This is a genomic window from Streptomyces ipomoeae 91-03, from assembly GCF_000317595.1.
Lineage (GTDB): Bacteria > Actinomycetota > Actinomycetes > Streptomycetales > Streptomycetaceae > Streptomyces > Streptomyces ipomoeae.
In genome coordinates, this window is sequence record NZ_AEJC01000640.1 from 1 (window position 1) to 15991 (window position 15991).

Consider the following 15991-nt stretch of genomic DNA (forward strand, 5'->3'; position numbering starts at 1 on the left):
TGCGCCAGGAGCTGCAGATGGGGCAGGTCGCGGAGCCGGTGGAGGACGGCCAGCGGGGTCTCGCCGGTGATGTCCAGGAAGACATGGCCCGGCATCGCCGTGGAGTGCATGCCCCAGTCGGCCTGCCCGATCACCCGGACCATACGGGCCTTGTGCACCCGGTCACCCCCACCCCGCCCCCACCCCACGCCCCACCTCGCCTCCCCTTCCGTACTGCCGCGAGACGATCGACCGCCGTCGCTTCGAGATCAACCGATCGTTCGGTCTGCTCGGTGGCTTCGACTCAATGCTGGACCACATCGCCGTAAGGTGTCCCCGGCTGTGGATAACCTCGTTGGTGCTGTGTGATCGGTGTGACGATGTGACTGGTGTGGCCATCGAGGCTGTGCCGGATGGACGCGGCTGAGTAAGTTCCGGTGGGTGAACGGGCCGGACGTGGCAATCGGGGAGCGGGGCGGAATGGACGCGTACGACGAGGTCTCGAACGTCCGGCGTGAGCCGGACGAGTCCGAGGGCTCTGCCTCCGCGGGCCCCGCCAACGAGGGCTTCGATCAGCCCCCACCACCCGGGACGCACCCGGCGCCGCCGGAACAACCGGTGCAACCGGTGCAATCGGTGCAGCCACCCCGGTCGGCCTCCGGCATCGCCGCGCTCTCCCTCCCGTACCAGATAGCCGTGGCGCTCGTGCTGGCGGTCGTAGCGGTCGGGGCGTGTGCGCACCTGGCGCTGGTCTTTCTGCATGTCGCGCCCTCGAACACGTTGACGAAGCAGCACGGTCGGGCGGTCGACGAGTGGGTGTACCCGGAGTTCGAGCAGAACTGGAAGCTGTTCGCCCCGAACCCGCTGCAGCAGAACATCGCGGTGCAGGTCCGTGCCGAGGTCCGTACCTCGGGCGGTGAGGTCCGCACGACCGGCTGGTACGAACTGTCCGCGCTGGACGGCGCCGGCATCGACGGCAATCTCATACCGAGCCACACCCAGCAGAACGAATTGCGCCGGGCCTGGGACTTCTATGTCTCCACGCACGACGCCGAGAACCGCGCCACGACTCCGCGGGGCGAACTGTCCGAGCGCTATCTCCGCCGCATCGTGATGCTCCGCCTCGATCGCGAGCAGGCCGGCGGCCCCGGCGGTGTCATCGACCGGATACAGGTCCGATCCCGTACCACCAACGTGCAGCCGCCCGACTGGAGCGAGGAACAGGTGTCCGACAAGCCCGTCTTCCGTGAGCTGTCCTGGTGGACGGTGGCCGGCCGCGACCGTCCGGACGCCGATCAGGGCGACACCGACCGGGCCGACGCCGATCGGGCGGGGGCGAACGCCGAATGAGCCCCACGAGCCCGATCGGCCCGATCAACCCGGACCCGAGTAATCCCGACCCGAGCCCGATCAAACCGGACCAGAACAACCCGATCATCCCCGTCGGCCCTCTGAACCGCCTTGCCGCCGCTGTCGGCACCGGCATCACCCGGGTCACGGACAACGCGCTGGGTCCCTACCAGAGCGCGATCATCCGTATCGGCTTCTCCTTCACCTGGCTGCTGTTCCTCCTGCGAGAGTTCCCGCACCGGCACGAGATGTACGGCCCGAAAGGGCCCTGGAGCTGGGATCTCGCCCAGCAGCTCATCGCGAACAACGACGCGTTCACGGTCCTGATGTGGTCGGACAGCGCGGTGTGGTTCGAGATCGTCTACGTCCTCGCCGTGCTGGCGAGCCTCATGCTGCTGCTCGGCTGGCGCACGCGCACCGCGAGCGTGCTCTTCATGGTGGGCGTCCTGTCGCTGCAGAACCGCAGCGTCTTCATGGGCGACGGCGGCGACAACGTCATCCACCTCATGGCGATCTACCTCGTCCTCACCCGGTGCGGCCAGGTCTGGTCCCTCGACGCGCGGCGCGCCCGGCGTGCGCGGGAGCGCGGCGAGCGCGAGGGCAAGGAGCCGGAGGACCGTGTCGGCCCCGTCCTGTGGTGCGTGCTCGGCTTCGCACTGTTGGTGGCGACGTTCGGCGGCCTGGTTCCCGGTGGCTTCCTGGGCGGCTGGCTGACGATCTTCTGGGGGCTGTGGGCGGTGCACGCCCTGTGGTGGGGCGTGCGGCGCATCGAGTCGGACATCAAGCCCCGCGTCCTGCTCGACATCGTCGCCAACCTCGTCCACAACGCCGCGCTGGTCGTGATCATGGCCGAGGCGTGTCTGATCTACGCGACCGCCGGCTGGTACAAGATCCAGGGCTCGCGCTGGCAGGACGGCACGGCCGCCTACTACCCGCTCCACCTGGACTACTTCTCGCCCTGGCCCGCGCTCTCCGACCTGATGTCGTCGAGCGGCACGATGGTGATGCTGATGACGTACGGGACGGTCATCGCTCAGGTCGCCTTCCCGTTCACGCTCTTCAACCGGCGTGTCAAGAACGTCCTGCTGGCCGTCATGATGACCGAGCACGCGGTGATCGCCGTCACGCTGGGACTGCCGTTCTTCTCGCTCGCCATGATCGCCGCCGACTCCGTCTTCCTGCCGACCTCCTTCTTGAAGCGCCTCGGCGGCTGGGCGACACGCGCGCGTGCGCGCGTCGTGCGCCGTGTGCTCCCGGGGCGGGCCCGTACGTCGCCGGGCCCCGGTGAGGAGCAGCGGCCACCGCTTCCGCCGGAGAAGGGGACGACCGAGCAGGCGCGCGTGGGTTTCACCGCGTGAACGAGGTGGGTTTCACCGCGTGAACGACACGTAGGCTGCACGGCATGAACGATCCGGTGAGCGCGGCACCCTTGGACGAACCGGCGAACGACCCGGTACGGACCTGGCACCGCCTCGCCGACTCCTCCGTCCTGCTCGACGGCTTCCACGCCCTCAAGCACGCCGTGCGGTTCGGCGCCGACGTCCCGGTGGCGGTCACCGTCGACCGCGCGGCGGCGCTCGCCCTGGCCGACGATCTGGCCCCGGACGTGCGGGACCGGCTGGCGGAGTCGCTGCGGGAGGTGTCGGAGGAGACGTACCGCACGCTCGTAGCGCGCCCGCATCCCACCGCGGTCGCCGCGTTGGCCGTACGCCCCGCGCGCGCGACCAATCTGGCGGCGCTCGCGCACACCCCGCGCACCGCCCCCGTGATCGTCCTCGACAATCCGCGCAATCTGGGCAACGCGGGTGCCGTGATCCGGTTGGCGGCCGGTTTCGGGGCGACCGGGGTGGTGACCACGGGCACGCTGGACCCTTGGCACCCCACGGTCGTGCGCGGCGGGGCGGGGCTGCACTTCGCGACCGCCGTGGAGCGTCTGGAGGTGGCGGAGCTGCCGCCCGGTCCGGTGTTCGCGCTCGACCCCGAGGGCGACGACATCCGGGGCCTGAAGCTCCCGGACGACGCCGTCCTCGCCTTCGGCTCCGAGCGCAGCGGGCTGTCGGCCGAGCTCCGCGCGCGGGCCGACCATCTGCTCGCCCTGCCGATGCGCCCCCAGGTCTCCAGCTACAACCTCGCGACCAGTGTGGCCATGACGCTGTACCACTGGAGCGCCGGGGCTCCTTGAAAGCAGGCTGAGCTGGAGCGCACTCGAGGGGCGCGGGGAACTGCGTGACCGGCCACAACCGACCCTCAGTCGCCCCACACTCCCGACCGCTCCCTACGCGTCGTGCCGAACCTCCACCACTCGGAACCTATTCGCCACGAACGCCCCATCGCACAGCGCCGCATTCGCGGCCGGGTTCCCCCCGGACCCGTGGAAGTCCGAGAACGCCGCAGTCTGGTTCACATACACCCCACCCGTGAGGTTCAGCGACAACTGCGCGCACTCCTCCAGGCAGACCTCCTCCACGGCCTCGGCCACCTCGGCGGAGGTGGTGTACGCGCCGACCGTCATCGCGCCCTTCTCGCGGACCGTGCGCCGGAGCAGCTCCAGCGCGTGCTGCGCCGAGTCGACGGCGACGGCGAAGGAGACCGGTCCGAAGCACTCGCTCATGTAGGCGGCCTCGTCGTCCGGCTTGGCCCCGTCCAGCTTCACGATCACGGGTGTGCGCACGACCGCGCCCGGGAACTCCGGGTTGCTCACCTCGCGGGAGGCGAGCGCGACCTCGCCGAGGCCGGCCGCGGCTTCCAGACGGGCCTTCACGTCGGGGTTGACGATCGCGCCCAGCAGCGCGTTCGCCCGCGCGTCGTCGCCGAGGAGACCGTCGACCGAGCGGGCGAGGTCGGCGACGACCTCGTCGTGCGACTTGGGGCCCTCGTCCGTGGTGATGCCGTCGCGGGGGATCAGCAGGTTCTGCGGGGTGGTGCACATCTGGCCGCTGTAGAGCGAGAGCGAGAACGCCAGGTTGGACAGCATGCCCTTGTAGTTGTCGGTGGACTCGACGAGCACCGTGTTGACGCCGGCTTTCTCCGTGTAGACCTGCGCCTGGCGGGCGTTGGTCTCCAGCCAGTCGCCGAAGGACGTCGAGCCGGTGTAGTCGATGATGCGGATCTCGGGGCGGGTGGCGAGGGTCTTGGCGATTCCCTCACCGGGGCGTTCGGCGGCGAGGGCGACCAGGTTGGGGTCGAAGCCGGTGTCGGCGAGCACTTCGCGGGCGACCTGGACGGTGAGGGCGAGCGGCAGTACCGCGCGCGGGTGGGGCTTGACCAGGACCGCGTTGCCGGTGGCGAGGGAGGCGAACAGGCCGGGGTAGCCGTTCCACGTCGGGAAGGTGTTGCAGCCGATGACCAGGGCGATGCCGCGCGGGACGGGCTTGAACCGCTTGGTCATCGTGAGCGGGTCGCGCTTGCCCTGGGGCTTGGTCCACTCGGCGTTGTCGGGGGTGCGGACCTGTTCCGCGTACGCGTACGCCACCGCCTCCAGGCCGCGGTCCTGTGCGTGGGGGCCGCCCGCCTGGAAGGCCATCATGAACGCCTGGCCGCTGGTGTGCATGACCGCGTGCGCGAACTCGTGGGTGCGGTCGCTGATCCGCTTGAGGATCTCCAGACACACCACCGCGCGCGTCTGGGCGCCCGCGTCGCGCCACGCGCGCTGGCCGGCCTTCATCGCGGGCAGCAGCGTGTCGATGTCGGCGTGCGGATACGTGACGCCCAGCGCCGGGCCGTACGGGGAGGTCTCGTCGCCCACCCAGTCGTCGGTGCCGGGTTGGCCGAGGTCGAGGCGGGTGCCGAGGAGGGCGTCGAAGGCGGCCTTGCCCTCGGCCATGCCCAGGCTGCCGTTCTCGCCGTACGCCTTGGGGTGCTCGGGGTGAGGGGACCAGTACGCGCGCGTGCGGATCGCTTCCAGCGCCTGGTCGAGAGTGGGCCGGTGCTTGGCGATCAGGTCGTGCGCGGACAGCTCGGCGGCCATGCGTGACCAACTCCTCGTATCAGGAGCTCATCTTTGAGCTCTGACCTGGGCAGGACAGAATCAAAAGGGGTGGCGCGAAGCGCCTCGTTCAGGGTGGTCGTGGGCGGCGGGTGGGCGGACAGAGTTAGAGTAACCGAACGATCGGTCGGGGCAAGGGGGTCCGCCGCATCTGTGGACAACCCTGTGCGGGAGGATCGCGGGCATGTCAGCACTCGACCTCAGCAGTCCCGTGGCCGTCGTCGGCACGGGCACCATGGGCCAGGGCATAGCCCAGGTCGCGCTGGTCGCGGGTCATCCCGTACGGCTGTACGACGCCGTCCCCGGGCGCGCCGGACAGGCGGCCGAGGCGATCGGCGTCCGGCTCGACCGGCTCGTCGCGAAGGACCGCCTGACCGGCGCCGAACGGGACGCCGCCCGCGCTCGGCTGCACCCCGCGGAGAGCCTTGCCGAGCTCGCGGACTGCGGCCTCGTCATCGAGGCCGTCCTGGAGCGGCTGGACGTCAAGCAGGAGCTGTTCCGCGCGCTGGAGGACATCGTCGGCGAGGACTGTCTGCTCGCCACCAACACCTCCTCCCTCTCCGTCACGGCCATCGGCGGCGCCCTGCGCAACGCCGGGCGTTTCGTGGGCCTGCACTTCTTCAACCCCGCGCCGCTGCTCCCGCTCGTCGAGGTCGTCTCCGGGTTCGCCACCGACGTCACGTCGGCCACGCGCGCGTACGAGACGGCCCGCGCCTGGGGCAAGACACCGGTCGCCTGCGCCGACACCCCCGGCTTCATCGTCAACCGCATCGCACGGCCGTTCTACGCCGAGGCGTTCGCGGTGTACGAGGCGCAGGCCGCCGACCCGGCCACGATCGACGCGGTGCTGCGCGAGTCCGGCGGCTTCAAGATGGGCGCGTTCGAACTGACCGATCTCATCGGGCAGGACGTCAACGAGTCCGTCACCCACTCCGTGTGGCAGGCCTTCTTCCAGGACGTGCGCTTCACGCCCTCGCTGGCCCAGCGCCGGCTCGTGGAGTCCGGCCGGCTCGGCCGCAAGACGGGACAGGGCTGGTACGACTACACGGACGGCGCCGAGCAGCCCGAGCCGCACACCGCCGAAGCGGTCCCGCCGCCCGCGTACGTCGTCGCCGAGGGCGACCTGGGGCCCGCCTCGGAGCTGCTCACGCTGATCCGGGAGGCGGGCATCGCCGTACGCGAGGAGGACGAGGACCACGGCAGCCGGCTCGTCCTGCCGAGCGGTGGTCAACTGGCTCTGGCGGACGGTCAGACATCGGTGGAGTTCCGCGATGTCGTCTACTTCGACCTGGCGCTCGACTACCGCCGGGCCACCCGTATCGCGCTGTCGGCCTCCCAGGACACCTCGCCGCAGACGCTCGCCGAGGCCATCGGGCTCTTCCAGGCGCTCGGCAAGGCCGTCAGCGTCATCGGGGACGCCCCCGGCATGATCGTCGCCCGTACGGTGGCCCGGATCGTCGACCTCGCGCACGACGCCGTGGCCAAGGGCGTGGCCACCGAGGAGGACATCGACACGGCGATGAGGCTCGGCGTCAACTACCCGCTCGGGCCCTTCGAGTGGAGCCGCAGGCTCGGCCGGATCTGGGCGCACGACCTGCTGGAGGAACTGCATCTGCGCGAGCCCTCCGGCCGTTACGCGCCCTCTCTCGCGCTGTATCGCCACGGACATGCCGCAGACAAGCGGGAGGGCACCTCATGACCACTGCCAAGCGCGACACGTACACCCCCGAGTCGCTGCTCTCCGTCGCCGTCCAGGTTTTCAACGAACGCGGCTACGACGGCACGTCCATGGAGCACCTCTCCAAGGCGGCGGGCATCTCCAAGTCGTCGATATACCACCACGTCACGAGCAAGGAGGAGTTGCTGCGCCGTGCCGTCAGCCGGGCCATCGACGGCCTCTTCGGGATCCTCGACGAGGAGCACGCGCGCGTGGGGCGTGCGGTGGAGCGGCTGGAGCACGTCGTCCGGCGCATGGTCGAGGTCCTCATCACCGAACTGCCGTACGTCACGCTGCTGCTGCGCGTGCGCGGCAACACCGACACCGAGCGGTGGGCCCTGGAGCGGCGCCGCGAATTCGACCACCAGGTCGCCGAGCTGCTGAAGGCCGCGGCGGCCGACGGGGACGTACGCGGTGATGTCGAGGTGCGGCTCGCGACCCGGCTGGTCTTCGGGATGATCAACTCCATCGTGGAGTGGTACCGGCCGGACGGACGGGGGATGGGCGAGCGCGAGGTCTCCGACGCGGTCGTACAGCTGGTCTTCGCGGGGCTCCGCAACGAGCACTGAGGGCGATCGAGGGGCGCGCGGGAGCGCCCGGGAGCGCCGGGTGGCCCAGGGGAGCGGAGGTGCTGGAGGGCGGCCCCGGAGGCGTTGTGAGGACAGCCCGGGGGCGCTGTGGAGCTCACCCCTCCGGTTCCACGTCCTCCTCCTCGAACACCAGCAGCGTGCGGGTGCTGAGCACCTCCGGGATGGCCTGGAGCTTGGTCAGCACGACCTCGCGCAGGGCTCTGTTGCCCGAGGTGTGCACCAGGAGCAGGACGTCGAAGTCGCCGCCCACCAGCGCGATATGGGCGGCGCCGGACAGTTGGCGCAGCTGGTCGCGGACCGTGCGCCAGGAGTTCTGCACGATCTTGAGGGTGATGTAGGCCGAGGTGCCCTTCCCGGCGCGCTCGTGGTTGACGCGCGCCCCGAAGCCGCGGATCACGCCGTCCTCGATGAGGCGGTTGATGCGCGCGTAGGCATTGGCGCGGGAGACGTGGACGCGCTCGGCGACGGAGCGTATCGAGGCGCGGCCGTCGGCCTGGAGCATGCGCAGGATGTCCTGATCTATGGCGTCCAGCGGTCGTGGGGGCGGCAGGGCCGGGCCGTGCTCCGGCGGCTCGGCCATTTGTTCAGGTGCCATGTGCCCCCGCCTCTCTACCATGGACGTACTGCGTTCATTTGAGGCTGTGCAGAACCGTTTGTCCACAGCCTTGGGGTGCGTGTAGCCAAAATGCGTCAACGACCGAACAATCGGTAGGTGGGACGCGTCACAGCCGTGCCGTGTCCGGAGAGCCACTCCCCTGAGGAGGTGCCGTATGACGGTCATGGAGCAGCGGGGCGCGTACCGCCCGACACCGCCGCCCGCCTGGCAGCCGCGCACGGACCCCGCGCCGCTGCTGCCCGACGCACGGCCGTACCGCGTGCTCGGCACCGACGCGGCGGCTGACGCGGACCCCGCGCTGCTGCGCCGGCTCTACGCGGAGCTGGTGCGCGGGCGCCGGTACAACGCGCAGGCCACGGCCCTGACCAAGCAGGGTCGACTCGCCGTCTACCCCTCCAGCACCGGCCAGGAGGCGTGCGAGGTCGCCGCCGCGCTCGTCCTCGAAGAGCGGGACTGGCTCTTTCCGAGCTACCGGGACACGCTCGCCGCCATCGCTCGCGGCGTCGACCCCGTCCAGGCACTCACCCTGCTGCGCGGCGACTGGCACACCGGCTACGACCCCTACGAGCACCGGGTCGCGCCCCTGTGCACCCCGCTCGCGACGCAGCTCCCGCACGCCGTGGGCCTCGCACACGCCGCGCGCCTCAAGGGCGACGACGTGGTCGCGCTCGCCCTGGTCGGTGACGGCGGCACCAGCGAGGGCGACTTCCACGAGGCGCTCAACTTCGCCGCCGTCTGGCAGGCCCCGGTCGTCTTCCTCGTCCAGAACAACGGCTTCGCGATCTCCGTGCCGCTGGAGAAGCAGACCGCCGCCCCCTCCCTCGCCCACAAGGCCGTCGGCTACGGCATGCCGGGCGGTCTCGTCGACGGCAACGACGCGGCGGCCGTGCACCAGGTCCTCGCCGAAGCCGTGGCCCACGCGCGCGCGGGTGGTGGTCCCACCCTGATCGAGGCGGTGACGTATCGCATCGACGCCCACACCAACGCCGACGACGCGACCCGCTACCGCGTCGACGCCGAGGTCGAGACCTGGCGCGCGCACGACCCGATCGCGCTCCTGGAGCACGAGCTGACCGAGCGCGGGCTCCTCGACGAGGACGGCATCCGGGCCGCGCGGGACGCCGCCGAGGCCATGGCCGCCGATCTGCGCGAGCGCATGAACCAGGACCCGGTGCTCGACCCCATGGACCTCTTCGCCCATGTGTTCGCCGAGCCCACCTCCCAACTGCGTGAACAGCAGGCCCAGTTGCGGGCCGAGCTGGCAGCCGAGGCCGAGTCGCACACCGATCACACCGGACACCCGGAGAGGACGGGCTGATGACCACCGTCGCACTCAAGCCCGCCACCATGGCGCAGGCGCTCACCCGCGCCCTCCGCGACGCCATGACCGCCGACCCGACCGTCCACGTGATGGGCGAGGACGTCGGCACCCTCGGCGGCGTCTTCCGGGTCACCGACGGACTCGCCAAGGAGTTCGGCGAGGACCGGGTCACGGACACCCCGCTCGCCGAGGCCGGCATCCTCGGCACGGCCGTCGGCATGGCCATGTACGGGCTCAGGCCGGTCGTGGAGATGCAGTTCGACGCGTTCGCCTACCCGTCATTCGAGCAACTCATCAGCCATGTCGCCCGCATGCGCAACCGCACGCGCGGGACGATGCCGCTGCCGATCACCATCCGCGTCCCGTACGGCGGCGGCATCGGCGGCGTCGAGCACCACAGCGACTCCTCCGAGGCCTACTACATGGCGACCCCGGGGCTCCATGTCGTCACACCCGCCACGGTCGCCGACGCCTACGGGCTGCTGCGCGCCGCCATCGCCTCCGACGACCCCGTCGTCTTCCTGGAGCCCAAGCGCCTGTACTGGTCGAAGGACTCCTGGAACCCGGAGGAACCGCAGGCCGTCGAGCCGATCGGCCGCGCGGTCGTGCGTCGCGCCGGCCGCAGCGCCACGCTCATCACCTACGGGCCGTCCGTCCCCGTCTGCCTGGAGGCCGCCGAGGCCGCCACGGTCGAGGGCTGGGACCTCGAAGTCGTCGACCTGCGTTCCCTCGTGCCCTTCGACGACGAGACGGTCGCCGCGTCGGTACGGCGCACCGGGCGCGCCGTCGTCGTCCACGAGTCCGGCGGCTACGGCGGACCGGGCGGCGAGATCGCGGCCCGCGTCACCGAGCGCTGCTTCCACCACCTGGAGGCGCCCGTGCTGCGCGTCGCCGGGTTCGACATCCCGTATCCGCCGCCGATGCTGGAGCGCCACCATCTGCCCGGCGTCGACCGGATCCTGGACGCCGTGGGGCGCCTGCAGTGGGAGGCGGAGAGCTGATGGCCCAAGTGCTGGAGTTCAAGCTGCCCGACCTCGGCGAAGGGCTCACCGAGGCCGAGATCGTCCGCTGGCTGGTCCAGGTCGGGGACGTCGTCGCCATCGACCAGCCCGTCGTCGAGGTCGAGACGGCCAAGGCCATGGTCGAGGTCCCCTGCCCCTACGGCGGCGTCGTCACCGCCCGCTTCGGCGAGGAGGGCACGGAACTGCCGGTCGGGGCACCCCTGTTGACGGTCGCCGTGGGTCCCCCCGCCTCCGGCGAGGAGACCGAGGGCTCCGGCAACGTGCTGGTCGGCTACGGCACGGGGGCGTCTCCGGCGCGGCGCAGGAGGGTACGGCCGACTGGTCCCATGGGGGCCGGGGCGCGGCAGGGGGCGGGCTCCGGTGGCGCGAGTGTGCCTCCGGGCAGCGCCGGTACGGCTCCTGACGGCGCGAGCACGTCTCGCGTGGGCACGTCTTCTGGCGGCGCGAGCACACCGTCCGGTGCCCCGGGCACGGGTGCCCAAGCGGCTCCGGCTGCCGCTGAAGACTCAGGCCGCCCTGCTGCCGAGTCCGCGCCGCACGCCCTACGGGCCGCCGTCGAGACGGCACCCGCGTCCACCGCCGCTGTGGAACGCCCGGACGGACCCGTGCCCGTGATCTCGCCGCTCGTCCGGCGACTCGCCCGCGAAAACGGCCTGGACCTGCGGAAGTTGCATGGTTCCGGGCCCGACGGGCTGATCCTGCGGGCGGACGTGGAGTACGCGCTGCGGGCCGCCGCCGCGACTGGCGCCACCGGCGTCGGCCCAGCCGCCGGCTCGGGCACGCCCGTCGGCTCGGCACCGGAGGCACCGGCCGCACAGCCCACGCCCGTGTCCGCGCCCGTGTTCACGCAGCCCGCCCCCGCATCCGCCGCACAGCCCGTCACCGCATCCGCGCGCGCGGAGACCGTTTCCGGCACCCGTGTCCCCCTCCGGGGAGTTCGCGGTGCCGTCGCCGACAAGCTGTCGCGGAGTCGGCGGGAGATCCCCGACGCGACCTGCTGGGTGGACGCCGACGCGACGGAACTGATGAACGCCCGGAGGGCGATGCAGCGTTTTTCTGGGGGGCACCCCCAGACCCCCACTGCCGGTGGCCCGAAGATCTCCCTTCTCGCGTTGCTCGCCCGGATCTGCACCGCCGCGCTGGCCCGGTTCCCGGAGCTCAACTCGACCGTGGACATGGCGGCCCGCGAGGTCGTACGGCTCGACCGGGTGCACCTCGGTTTCGCCGCGCAGACCGAGCGGGGGCTCGTGGTGCCCGTCGTACGGGACGCCCACACCCGGAACGCGGAATCGCTCAGCGCCGAGTTCGCCAGGCTCACGGAGGCCGCCCGGACCGGGACACTGACCCCGGCCCAGCTCACCGGCGGGACCTTCACCCTGAACAACTACGGCGTCTTCGGTGTCGACGGCTCCACGCCGATCATCAACCACCCCGAGGCGGCCATGCTCGGCGTCGGCCGTATCGTCCCCAAACCGTGGGTGCACGAGGGCGAGCTGGCGGTACGGCAGGTCGTGCAGCTCTCGCTCACCTTCGACCACCGGGTGTGCGACGGCGGCACGGCGGGCGGCTTCCTGCGCTATGTGGCCGACTGCGTCGAACAACCGGCGGTCCTGCTGCGCACGCTCTGACCGCCGGCTTTGCCCGGCGGCCGTGATCGGGCTCCGATCACGCGGCCTCCCCCGCGTTCCCTGTGATCGCCGGGGCACGCATACTCGGGGGGTGACCGCGTACGAGCCCCCGGGCGGCCCCGGTACCGAGGCGTACGACGCCGTCGTGCTCGCCGGAGGTGCCGCCCGGCGGCTCGGCGGCGCGGACAAACCCGGTGTGCGAGTGGGCGGACGCGCCCTGCTCGACCGGGTGCTGACCGCCTGCGCCGGGGCCGGGACGACCGTCGTCGTCGCCGACGCCCGCCCCACCGCCCGGCCCGTGCTGTGGGCCCGCGAAGAGCCCCCCGGCGGCGGACCGCTCGCCGCGCTGGACGCCGGGCTCCGGCACACCACCGCCCCGTACGTCGTCGCCCTCTCCGCCGACCTGCCGTTCCTGGAGGAGGCGACGGTACGGCGCCTGCTCGACGCCCTCCGGACCAGCGACGCCGACACCGACGGCACGCTTTCACCCGGCGGCTCCGAAGCCGCACCCCCACTCACCACCCCGGAAGGCGTCCTGCTCACCGACCCTGACGGCCGTGATCAGCCGCTCGTGGCCGTCTACCGGGCCGAAGCCCTGCGGCGGGAGCTCGCGCGTCTCGTCACCGAGCACGGCGGGTTGACCGGGCTGCCCCTGCGACGGCTGACCGCCGCGCTCCGTCTCGCCCGTATCACCGACCCCGTCGCGTCCTTCGACTGCGACACCTGGGACGACATCGCCGCCGCCCGCGCACGGATCAGGGAGCATGGCCACGTGTTGGATGAATGGATTTCCGCAGTCAAGGACGAACTGGGCATCGACCTCGACGTCGACACCGGCGTTCTGCTCGACCTGGCCCGTGACGCCGCGCACTCGGTGGCCCGGCCCGCCGCCCCGCTGACCACGTTCCTCGTCGGCTATGCGGCGGCCAAGGCCGAGGGCGGCCCCGAGGCGGTCGCGGAGGCCGCCCGCAAGGCCTCGGCGCTGGCGCTCCGCTGGGCCGACGAGAACACCCCCGAGGCCAAGCCCGGGACCAAGCCGGCCGCCGCCGGTACCGGCCGGGACGACGCTTCCGGTACCGGCCAGGACGCCGCCCCCGAAGCCGCCCCGGGCGACGCCGGATGACCGCCCAGGACGCCGAAGAACTCGACGTGGAGGAGGCACTGGCCGTGGCCAATGACAGGGCCCCCCGGGGACCGGGCGAGCCGCCTTCCGGACGGGAAACCCCCTCCACGGGCGGCCACCACGCCCACTCGGCCAAGGACGACAGCCACCACAAGGCCACTCCCTGGCCCGAGGCCCGTGCCATCGCCGAGCGCGCCGCCCGCTCGGCCGGGCATAGGGCACCCGTCTCCGTCACCGTCGACGACTCGCTGGGCCTCGCCCTCGCCGCCCCGCTCACCGCCCTCACCGACCTCCCCTCCTTCGACACCTCCGCGATGGACGGCTGGGCGGTTGCCGGGCCCGGCCCCTGGGACGTACGGGAGGACGGTGTGCTCGCGGGGCACGCCGAGCCCGGCCGGCTCACCGACGGCGAAGCGGTCCGGATCGCCACCGGTGCGCGCATCCCGCCCGACACGACCGCCGTGCTGCGCAGCGAGCACGGCCGCACGGACGAGACGGGGCGGCTGCACGCCATCCGGGACATCGCCCACGGGCAGGACATCCGTCCCCGCGGCCAGGAGTGCCGCAGCGGTGACCAACTGCTGCCCCTCGGCACACTGATCACCCCCGCGGCACTCGGCCTCGCGGCGGCGGCCGGATACGACACTCTGACCGTCATTCCCCGCCCCCGGGTCGACCTGCTCGTCCTCGGCGACGAACTGCTCACCGAAGGGCTCCCCTGCGACGGTCTGATCCGGGACGCCCTCGGCCCGATGCTGCCGTCCTGGCTGCGGGCGCTCGGCGCCGACGTCACCGCCGTGCGCCGCCTCGGGGACGACGCCGACGCGCTGTACGAGGCCGTGCGGAAGTCCTCCGCCGACCTCATCGTCACCACGGGCGGAACGGCGGCCGGACCCGTGGACCATGTCCACCCCACTCTGCGCCGCGTCGGAGCCGAACTCCTCGTCAATGGAGTCAAGGTGCGCCCGGGGCACCCCATGCTGCTGGCCCGTACAAAGGAGAACCAGCACCTCGTCGGCCTGCCGGGCAACCCACTGGCCGCCGTCTCCGGGCTGTTCACGCTCGCCGAGCCCCTGCTGCGCACGCTCGCCGGACATGCCGCCCAGGAGCCGTACGCGCTGCCGCTGAGGGAGTCGGTGCACGGGCACCCGTACGACACCCGGCTCATCCCCGTCGCCCTACGCGGTGACAGCGCCATACCGCTGCACTACAACGGCCCGGCGATGCTCCGCGGTGTCGCCACCGCCGACGCCCTCGCCGTCGTACCGCCCGGTGGTGCCCGCCCCGGACAGGAGTTGGAGCTGCTCGATCTGCCGTGGGCGACGGCGGGAATCCAGGTGTGTTTCACGTGAAACATCCACATGTCCGACCGGTCATGTGCTTAACGATGTTTCACGTGAAACAACGGGCGATCCGGGGTGAAGCGCAGCAAGGCGACGTGCACAGAAACGGGGAGTGTTTCACGTGAAACTGCCGGGCCATGACGCCATCGCCCGCAACGCGGACGAGCGTGTGGCGACGCACCAGGTGAGACTGCCGAAGAGAGTGGTGGAGCGCCCGATACGTCAGGTCGGCAAACGGCTGGCGATGGCACTGCTCGTGCTGGTCGCGACCGCGTTCATCGTCTATGCCGACCATGAGGGCTACAACGACAACTCCGATGGTGGCGTCGATCTGCTCGACTCCTTCTATTACGCCACTGTCAGCCTCTCCACCACCGGGTACGGCGACATCACCCCGGCCAGCGACGGAGCCAGGCTCACCAACATCCTTCTCATCACACCGCTGCGGGTGCTGTTCCTGATCATCCTGGTCGGCACGACGCTGGAGGTCCTCACGGAACGCACACGCGAGGAATGGCGACTGAACCGCTGGAGGGCGGCCTTGAGGGAGCACACCGTTGTCGTCGGCTTCGGTACGAAGGGGCGCTCGGCGATACAGACCGTCTGTGCGACGGGGCTGAAGAAGGAGCAGGTCATCGTCGTGGACCCCAGCTCCGAGGTCATCGAGGCGGCGAGGGCCGACGGGTACGCGGGGATCGTCGGCGACGCGACCCGCAGCGAGGTGCTGTTGCAGGCCGAGGCGCAGAAGGCACGACAGATCATCATCGCGACTGCGCGCGACGACACCGCCGTCCTCGTCACGCTGACCGCCCGCCAGCTCAACCGTATAGCGAAGATCGTGGTCGCCGTGCGAGAGGAGGAGAACGCGCCGCTGCTGAAGCAGTCCGGGGCCGACGCGGTCATCACCAGCGCCAGCGCGGCCGGGCGGCTGCTCGGGCTCTCCGTGCTCAGCCCCGCCGCCGGCATGGTCATGGAGGACCTCATCCAGCAGGGCAGCGGGCTCGACATCATCGAACGGCCCGTCATCAAGGCCGAGGTGGGGCGCAAGGTGCGGGAGACGGACGACCTGGTGGTCAGCGTCGTGCGAGGCCATCGGGTGCTCGGTTACGACGACCCGTCCATCGGTGAACTCCAGGTGGCGGACCGGCTCATCACCATCGTCCGCGCCACACCGGGCACCAAGGTCGCCCCCGACACCAAGCATCTGCCGTGACTTGGCCCGACGCCAAGCACCTGCCGTAACAGGCTTGACACCAAGCACCTGCCGTGACGGGAGCGACAGGGCACCCGCGTGAGGGCGTCGACGCGAGCAGGGGA

At 71.4% G+C, this 15991-nt stretch carries 13 protein-coding genes and 1 pseudogene; 11 read left to right on the forward strand and 3 right to left on the reverse strand.

Annotated elements, in window-relative coordinates; translation table 11 throughout:
• A pseudogene (locus tag STRIP9103_RS53285) lies at nt 1-164 on the reverse strand (Lrp/AsnC family transcriptional regulator); the annotation flags it as partial.
• A gap of 295 nt (nt 165-459) precedes the next feature.
• On the opposite strand from STRIP9103_RS53285, the gene STRIP9103_RS42260 reads away from it, so the two are divergent.
• From STRIP9103_RS42260 to STRIP9103_RS42270, 3 genes are read left to right on the forward strand one after another with little or no spacing between them, the layout of a single operon-like run.
• Nucleotides 460-1329, forward strand: a complete 870-nt coding sequence (locus STRIP9103_RS42260; RefSeq protein WP_009339962.1) for a DUF5819 family protein — start codon at nt 460-462, stop codon at nt 1327-1329.
• Nucleotides 1326-2687, forward strand: coding sequence for an HTTM domain-containing protein (locus tag STRIP9103_RS42265; RefSeq protein ID WP_009339960.1), 1362 nt, complete (start codon nt 1326-1328; stop codon nt 2685-2687). Before STRIP9103_RS42260 ends, STRIP9103_RS42265 begins: the two co-directional genes overlap by 4 nt.
• Nucleotides 2688-2731: 44 nt before the next feature.
• Nucleotides 2732-3511: a TrmH family RNA methyltransferase gene (locus STRIP9103_RS42270; RefSeq protein WP_009339947.1), complete on the forward strand. Its 780-nt coding sequence runs from the start codon at nt 2732-2734 to the stop codon at nt 3509-3511.
• A gap of 93 nt (nt 3512-3604) precedes the next feature.
• On the opposite strand, the gene paaN is transcribed toward STRIP9103_RS42270, so the two are convergent.
• Entirely contained in the window at nt 3605-5296 is a 1692-nt protein-coding gene (gene paaN, locus STRIP9103_RS42275; RefSeq protein WP_009339954.1) for a phenylacetic acid degradation protein PaaN, read from the reverse strand.
• Between the two features lie 202 nt (nt 5297-5498).
• Here paaN and STRIP9103_RS42280 point away from each other — a divergent pair, with 202 nt between their 5' ends.
• Together STRIP9103_RS42280 and STRIP9103_RS42285 are read left to right on the forward strand one after the other, a co-directional pair.
• Nucleotides 5499-7013: a 3-hydroxyacyl-CoA dehydrogenase gene (locus STRIP9103_RS42280; protein WP_009339958.1), complete on the forward strand. Its 1515-nt coding sequence runs from the start codon at nt 5499-5501 to the stop codon at nt 7011-7013.
• Complete coding sequence (locus STRIP9103_RS42285; protein WP_009339963.1) at nt 7010-7600, forward strand: TetR/AcrR family transcriptional regulator; 591 nt, start codon at nt 7010-7012, stop codon at nt 7598-7600. Before STRIP9103_RS42280 ends, STRIP9103_RS42285 begins: the two co-directional genes overlap by 4 nt.
• 115 nt (nt 7601-7715) lie before the next feature.
• Here the strand turns inward: STRIP9103_RS42285 and STRIP9103_RS42290 are convergent, their stop codons facing one another.
• A complete protein-coding gene (locus STRIP9103_RS42290; RefSeq protein WP_009339956.1) occupies nt 7716-8201 on the reverse strand; it encodes an Lrp/AsnC family transcriptional regulator in 486 nt (161 codons plus the stop codon).
• A 190-nt stretch (nt 8202-8391) separates the two neighbouring features.
• On the opposite strand from STRIP9103_RS42290, the gene pdhA reads away from it, so the two are divergent.
• The 6 genes from pdhA (at nt 8392) to STRIP9103_RS42320 (ending at nt 15887) form a co-directional block, all read left to right on the forward strand.
• Entirely contained in the window at nt 8392-9555 is a 1164-nt protein-coding gene (gene pdhA / locus STRIP9103_RS42295; RefSeq protein WP_009339945.1) for a pyruvate dehydrogenase (acetyl-transferring) E1 component subunit alpha, read from the forward strand.
• Entirely contained in the window at nt 9555-10559 is a 1005-nt protein-coding gene (locus tag STRIP9103_RS42300) for an alpha-ketoacid dehydrogenase subunit beta (protein WP_009339938.1), read from the forward strand. The genes pdhA and STRIP9103_RS42300 overlap by 1 nt, the downstream gene beginning before the upstream one ends.
• On the forward strand, nt 10559-12208 hold the full coding sequence (locus tag STRIP9103_RS42305; RefSeq protein ID WP_009339943.1) for a dihydrolipoamide acetyltransferase family protein: 1650 nt from the start codon (nt 10559-10561) through the stop codon (nt 12206-12208). The genes STRIP9103_RS42300 and STRIP9103_RS42305 overlap by 1 nt, the downstream gene beginning before the upstream one ends.
• A 91-nt stretch (nt 12209-12299) precedes the next feature.
• Complete coding sequence (locus STRIP9103_RS42310; RefSeq protein WP_009339941.1) at nt 12300-13331, forward strand: DUF6457 domain-containing protein; 1032 nt, start codon at nt 12300-12302, stop codon at nt 13329-13331.
• Nucleotides 13328-14683, forward strand: a complete 1356-nt coding sequence (locus STRIP9103_RS42315) for a molybdopterin molybdotransferase MoeA (RefSeq protein WP_009339952.1) — start codon at nt 13328-13330, stop codon at nt 14681-14683. The genes STRIP9103_RS42310 and STRIP9103_RS42315 overlap by 4 nt, the downstream gene beginning before the upstream one ends.
• Before the next feature lie 112 nt (nt 14684-14795).
• Nucleotides 14796-15887 carry a potassium channel family protein gene (locus STRIP9103_RS42320; protein WP_009339949.1) on the forward strand — a complete coding sequence of 364 codons (1092 nt, stop codon included), beginning with the start codon at nt 14796-14798 and terminating at the stop codon, nt 15885-15887.
• The last annotated feature ends 104 nt before the right edge of the window (nt 15888-15991 follow it).

What these genes read in the sequence shown, in the direction of transcription:
- STRIP9103_RS42300 (WP_009339938.1), top strand. Translation starts at nt 9,555, where the DNA reads ATGACCACCGTCGCACTCAAGCCCGCCACCATGGCGCAGGCGCTCACC.
- STRIP9103_RS42285 (WP_009339963.1), top strand. Translation starts at nt 7,010, where the DNA reads ATGACCACTGCCAAGCGCGACACGTACACCCCCGAGTCGCTGCTCTCC.
- paaN (WP_009339954.1), bottom strand. Translation starts at nt 5,296, where the DNA reads ATGGCCGCCGAGCTGTCCGCGCACGACCTGATCGCCAAGCACCGGCCC.
- STRIP9103_RS42305 (WP_009339943.1), top strand. Translation starts at nt 10,559, where the DNA reads ATGGCCCAAGTGCTGGAGTTCAAGCTGCCCGACCTCGGCGAAGGGCTC.
- STRIP9103_RS42270 (WP_009339947.1), top strand. Translation starts at nt 2,732, where the DNA reads ATGAACGATCCGGTGAGCGCGGCACCCTTGGACGAACCGGCGAACGAC.
- STRIP9103_RS42260 (WP_009339962.1), top strand. Translation starts at nt 460, where the DNA reads ATGGACGCGTACGACGAGGTCTCGAACGTCCGGCGTGAGCCGGACGAG.
- STRIP9103_RS42290 (WP_009339956.1), bottom strand. Translation starts at nt 8,201, where the DNA reads ATGGCCGAGCCGCCGGAGCACGGCCCGGCCCTGCCGCCCCCACGACCG.
- pdhA (WP_009339945.1), top strand. Translation starts at nt 8,392, where the DNA reads ATGACGGTCATGGAGCAGCGGGGCGCGTACCGCCCGACACCGCCGCCC.
- STRIP9103_RS42280 (WP_009339958.1), top strand. Translation starts at nt 5,499, where the DNA reads ATGTCAGCACTCGACCTCAGCAGTCCCGTGGCCGTCGTCGGCACGGGC.
- STRIP9103_RS42315 (WP_009339952.1), top strand. Translation starts at nt 13,328, where the DNA reads ATGACCGCCCAGGACGCCGAAGAACTCGACGTGGAGGAGGCACTGGCC.
- STRIP9103_RS42265 (WP_009339960.1), top strand. Translation starts at nt 1,326, where the DNA reads ATGAGCCCCACGAGCCCGATCGGCCCGATCAACCCGGACCCGAGTAAT.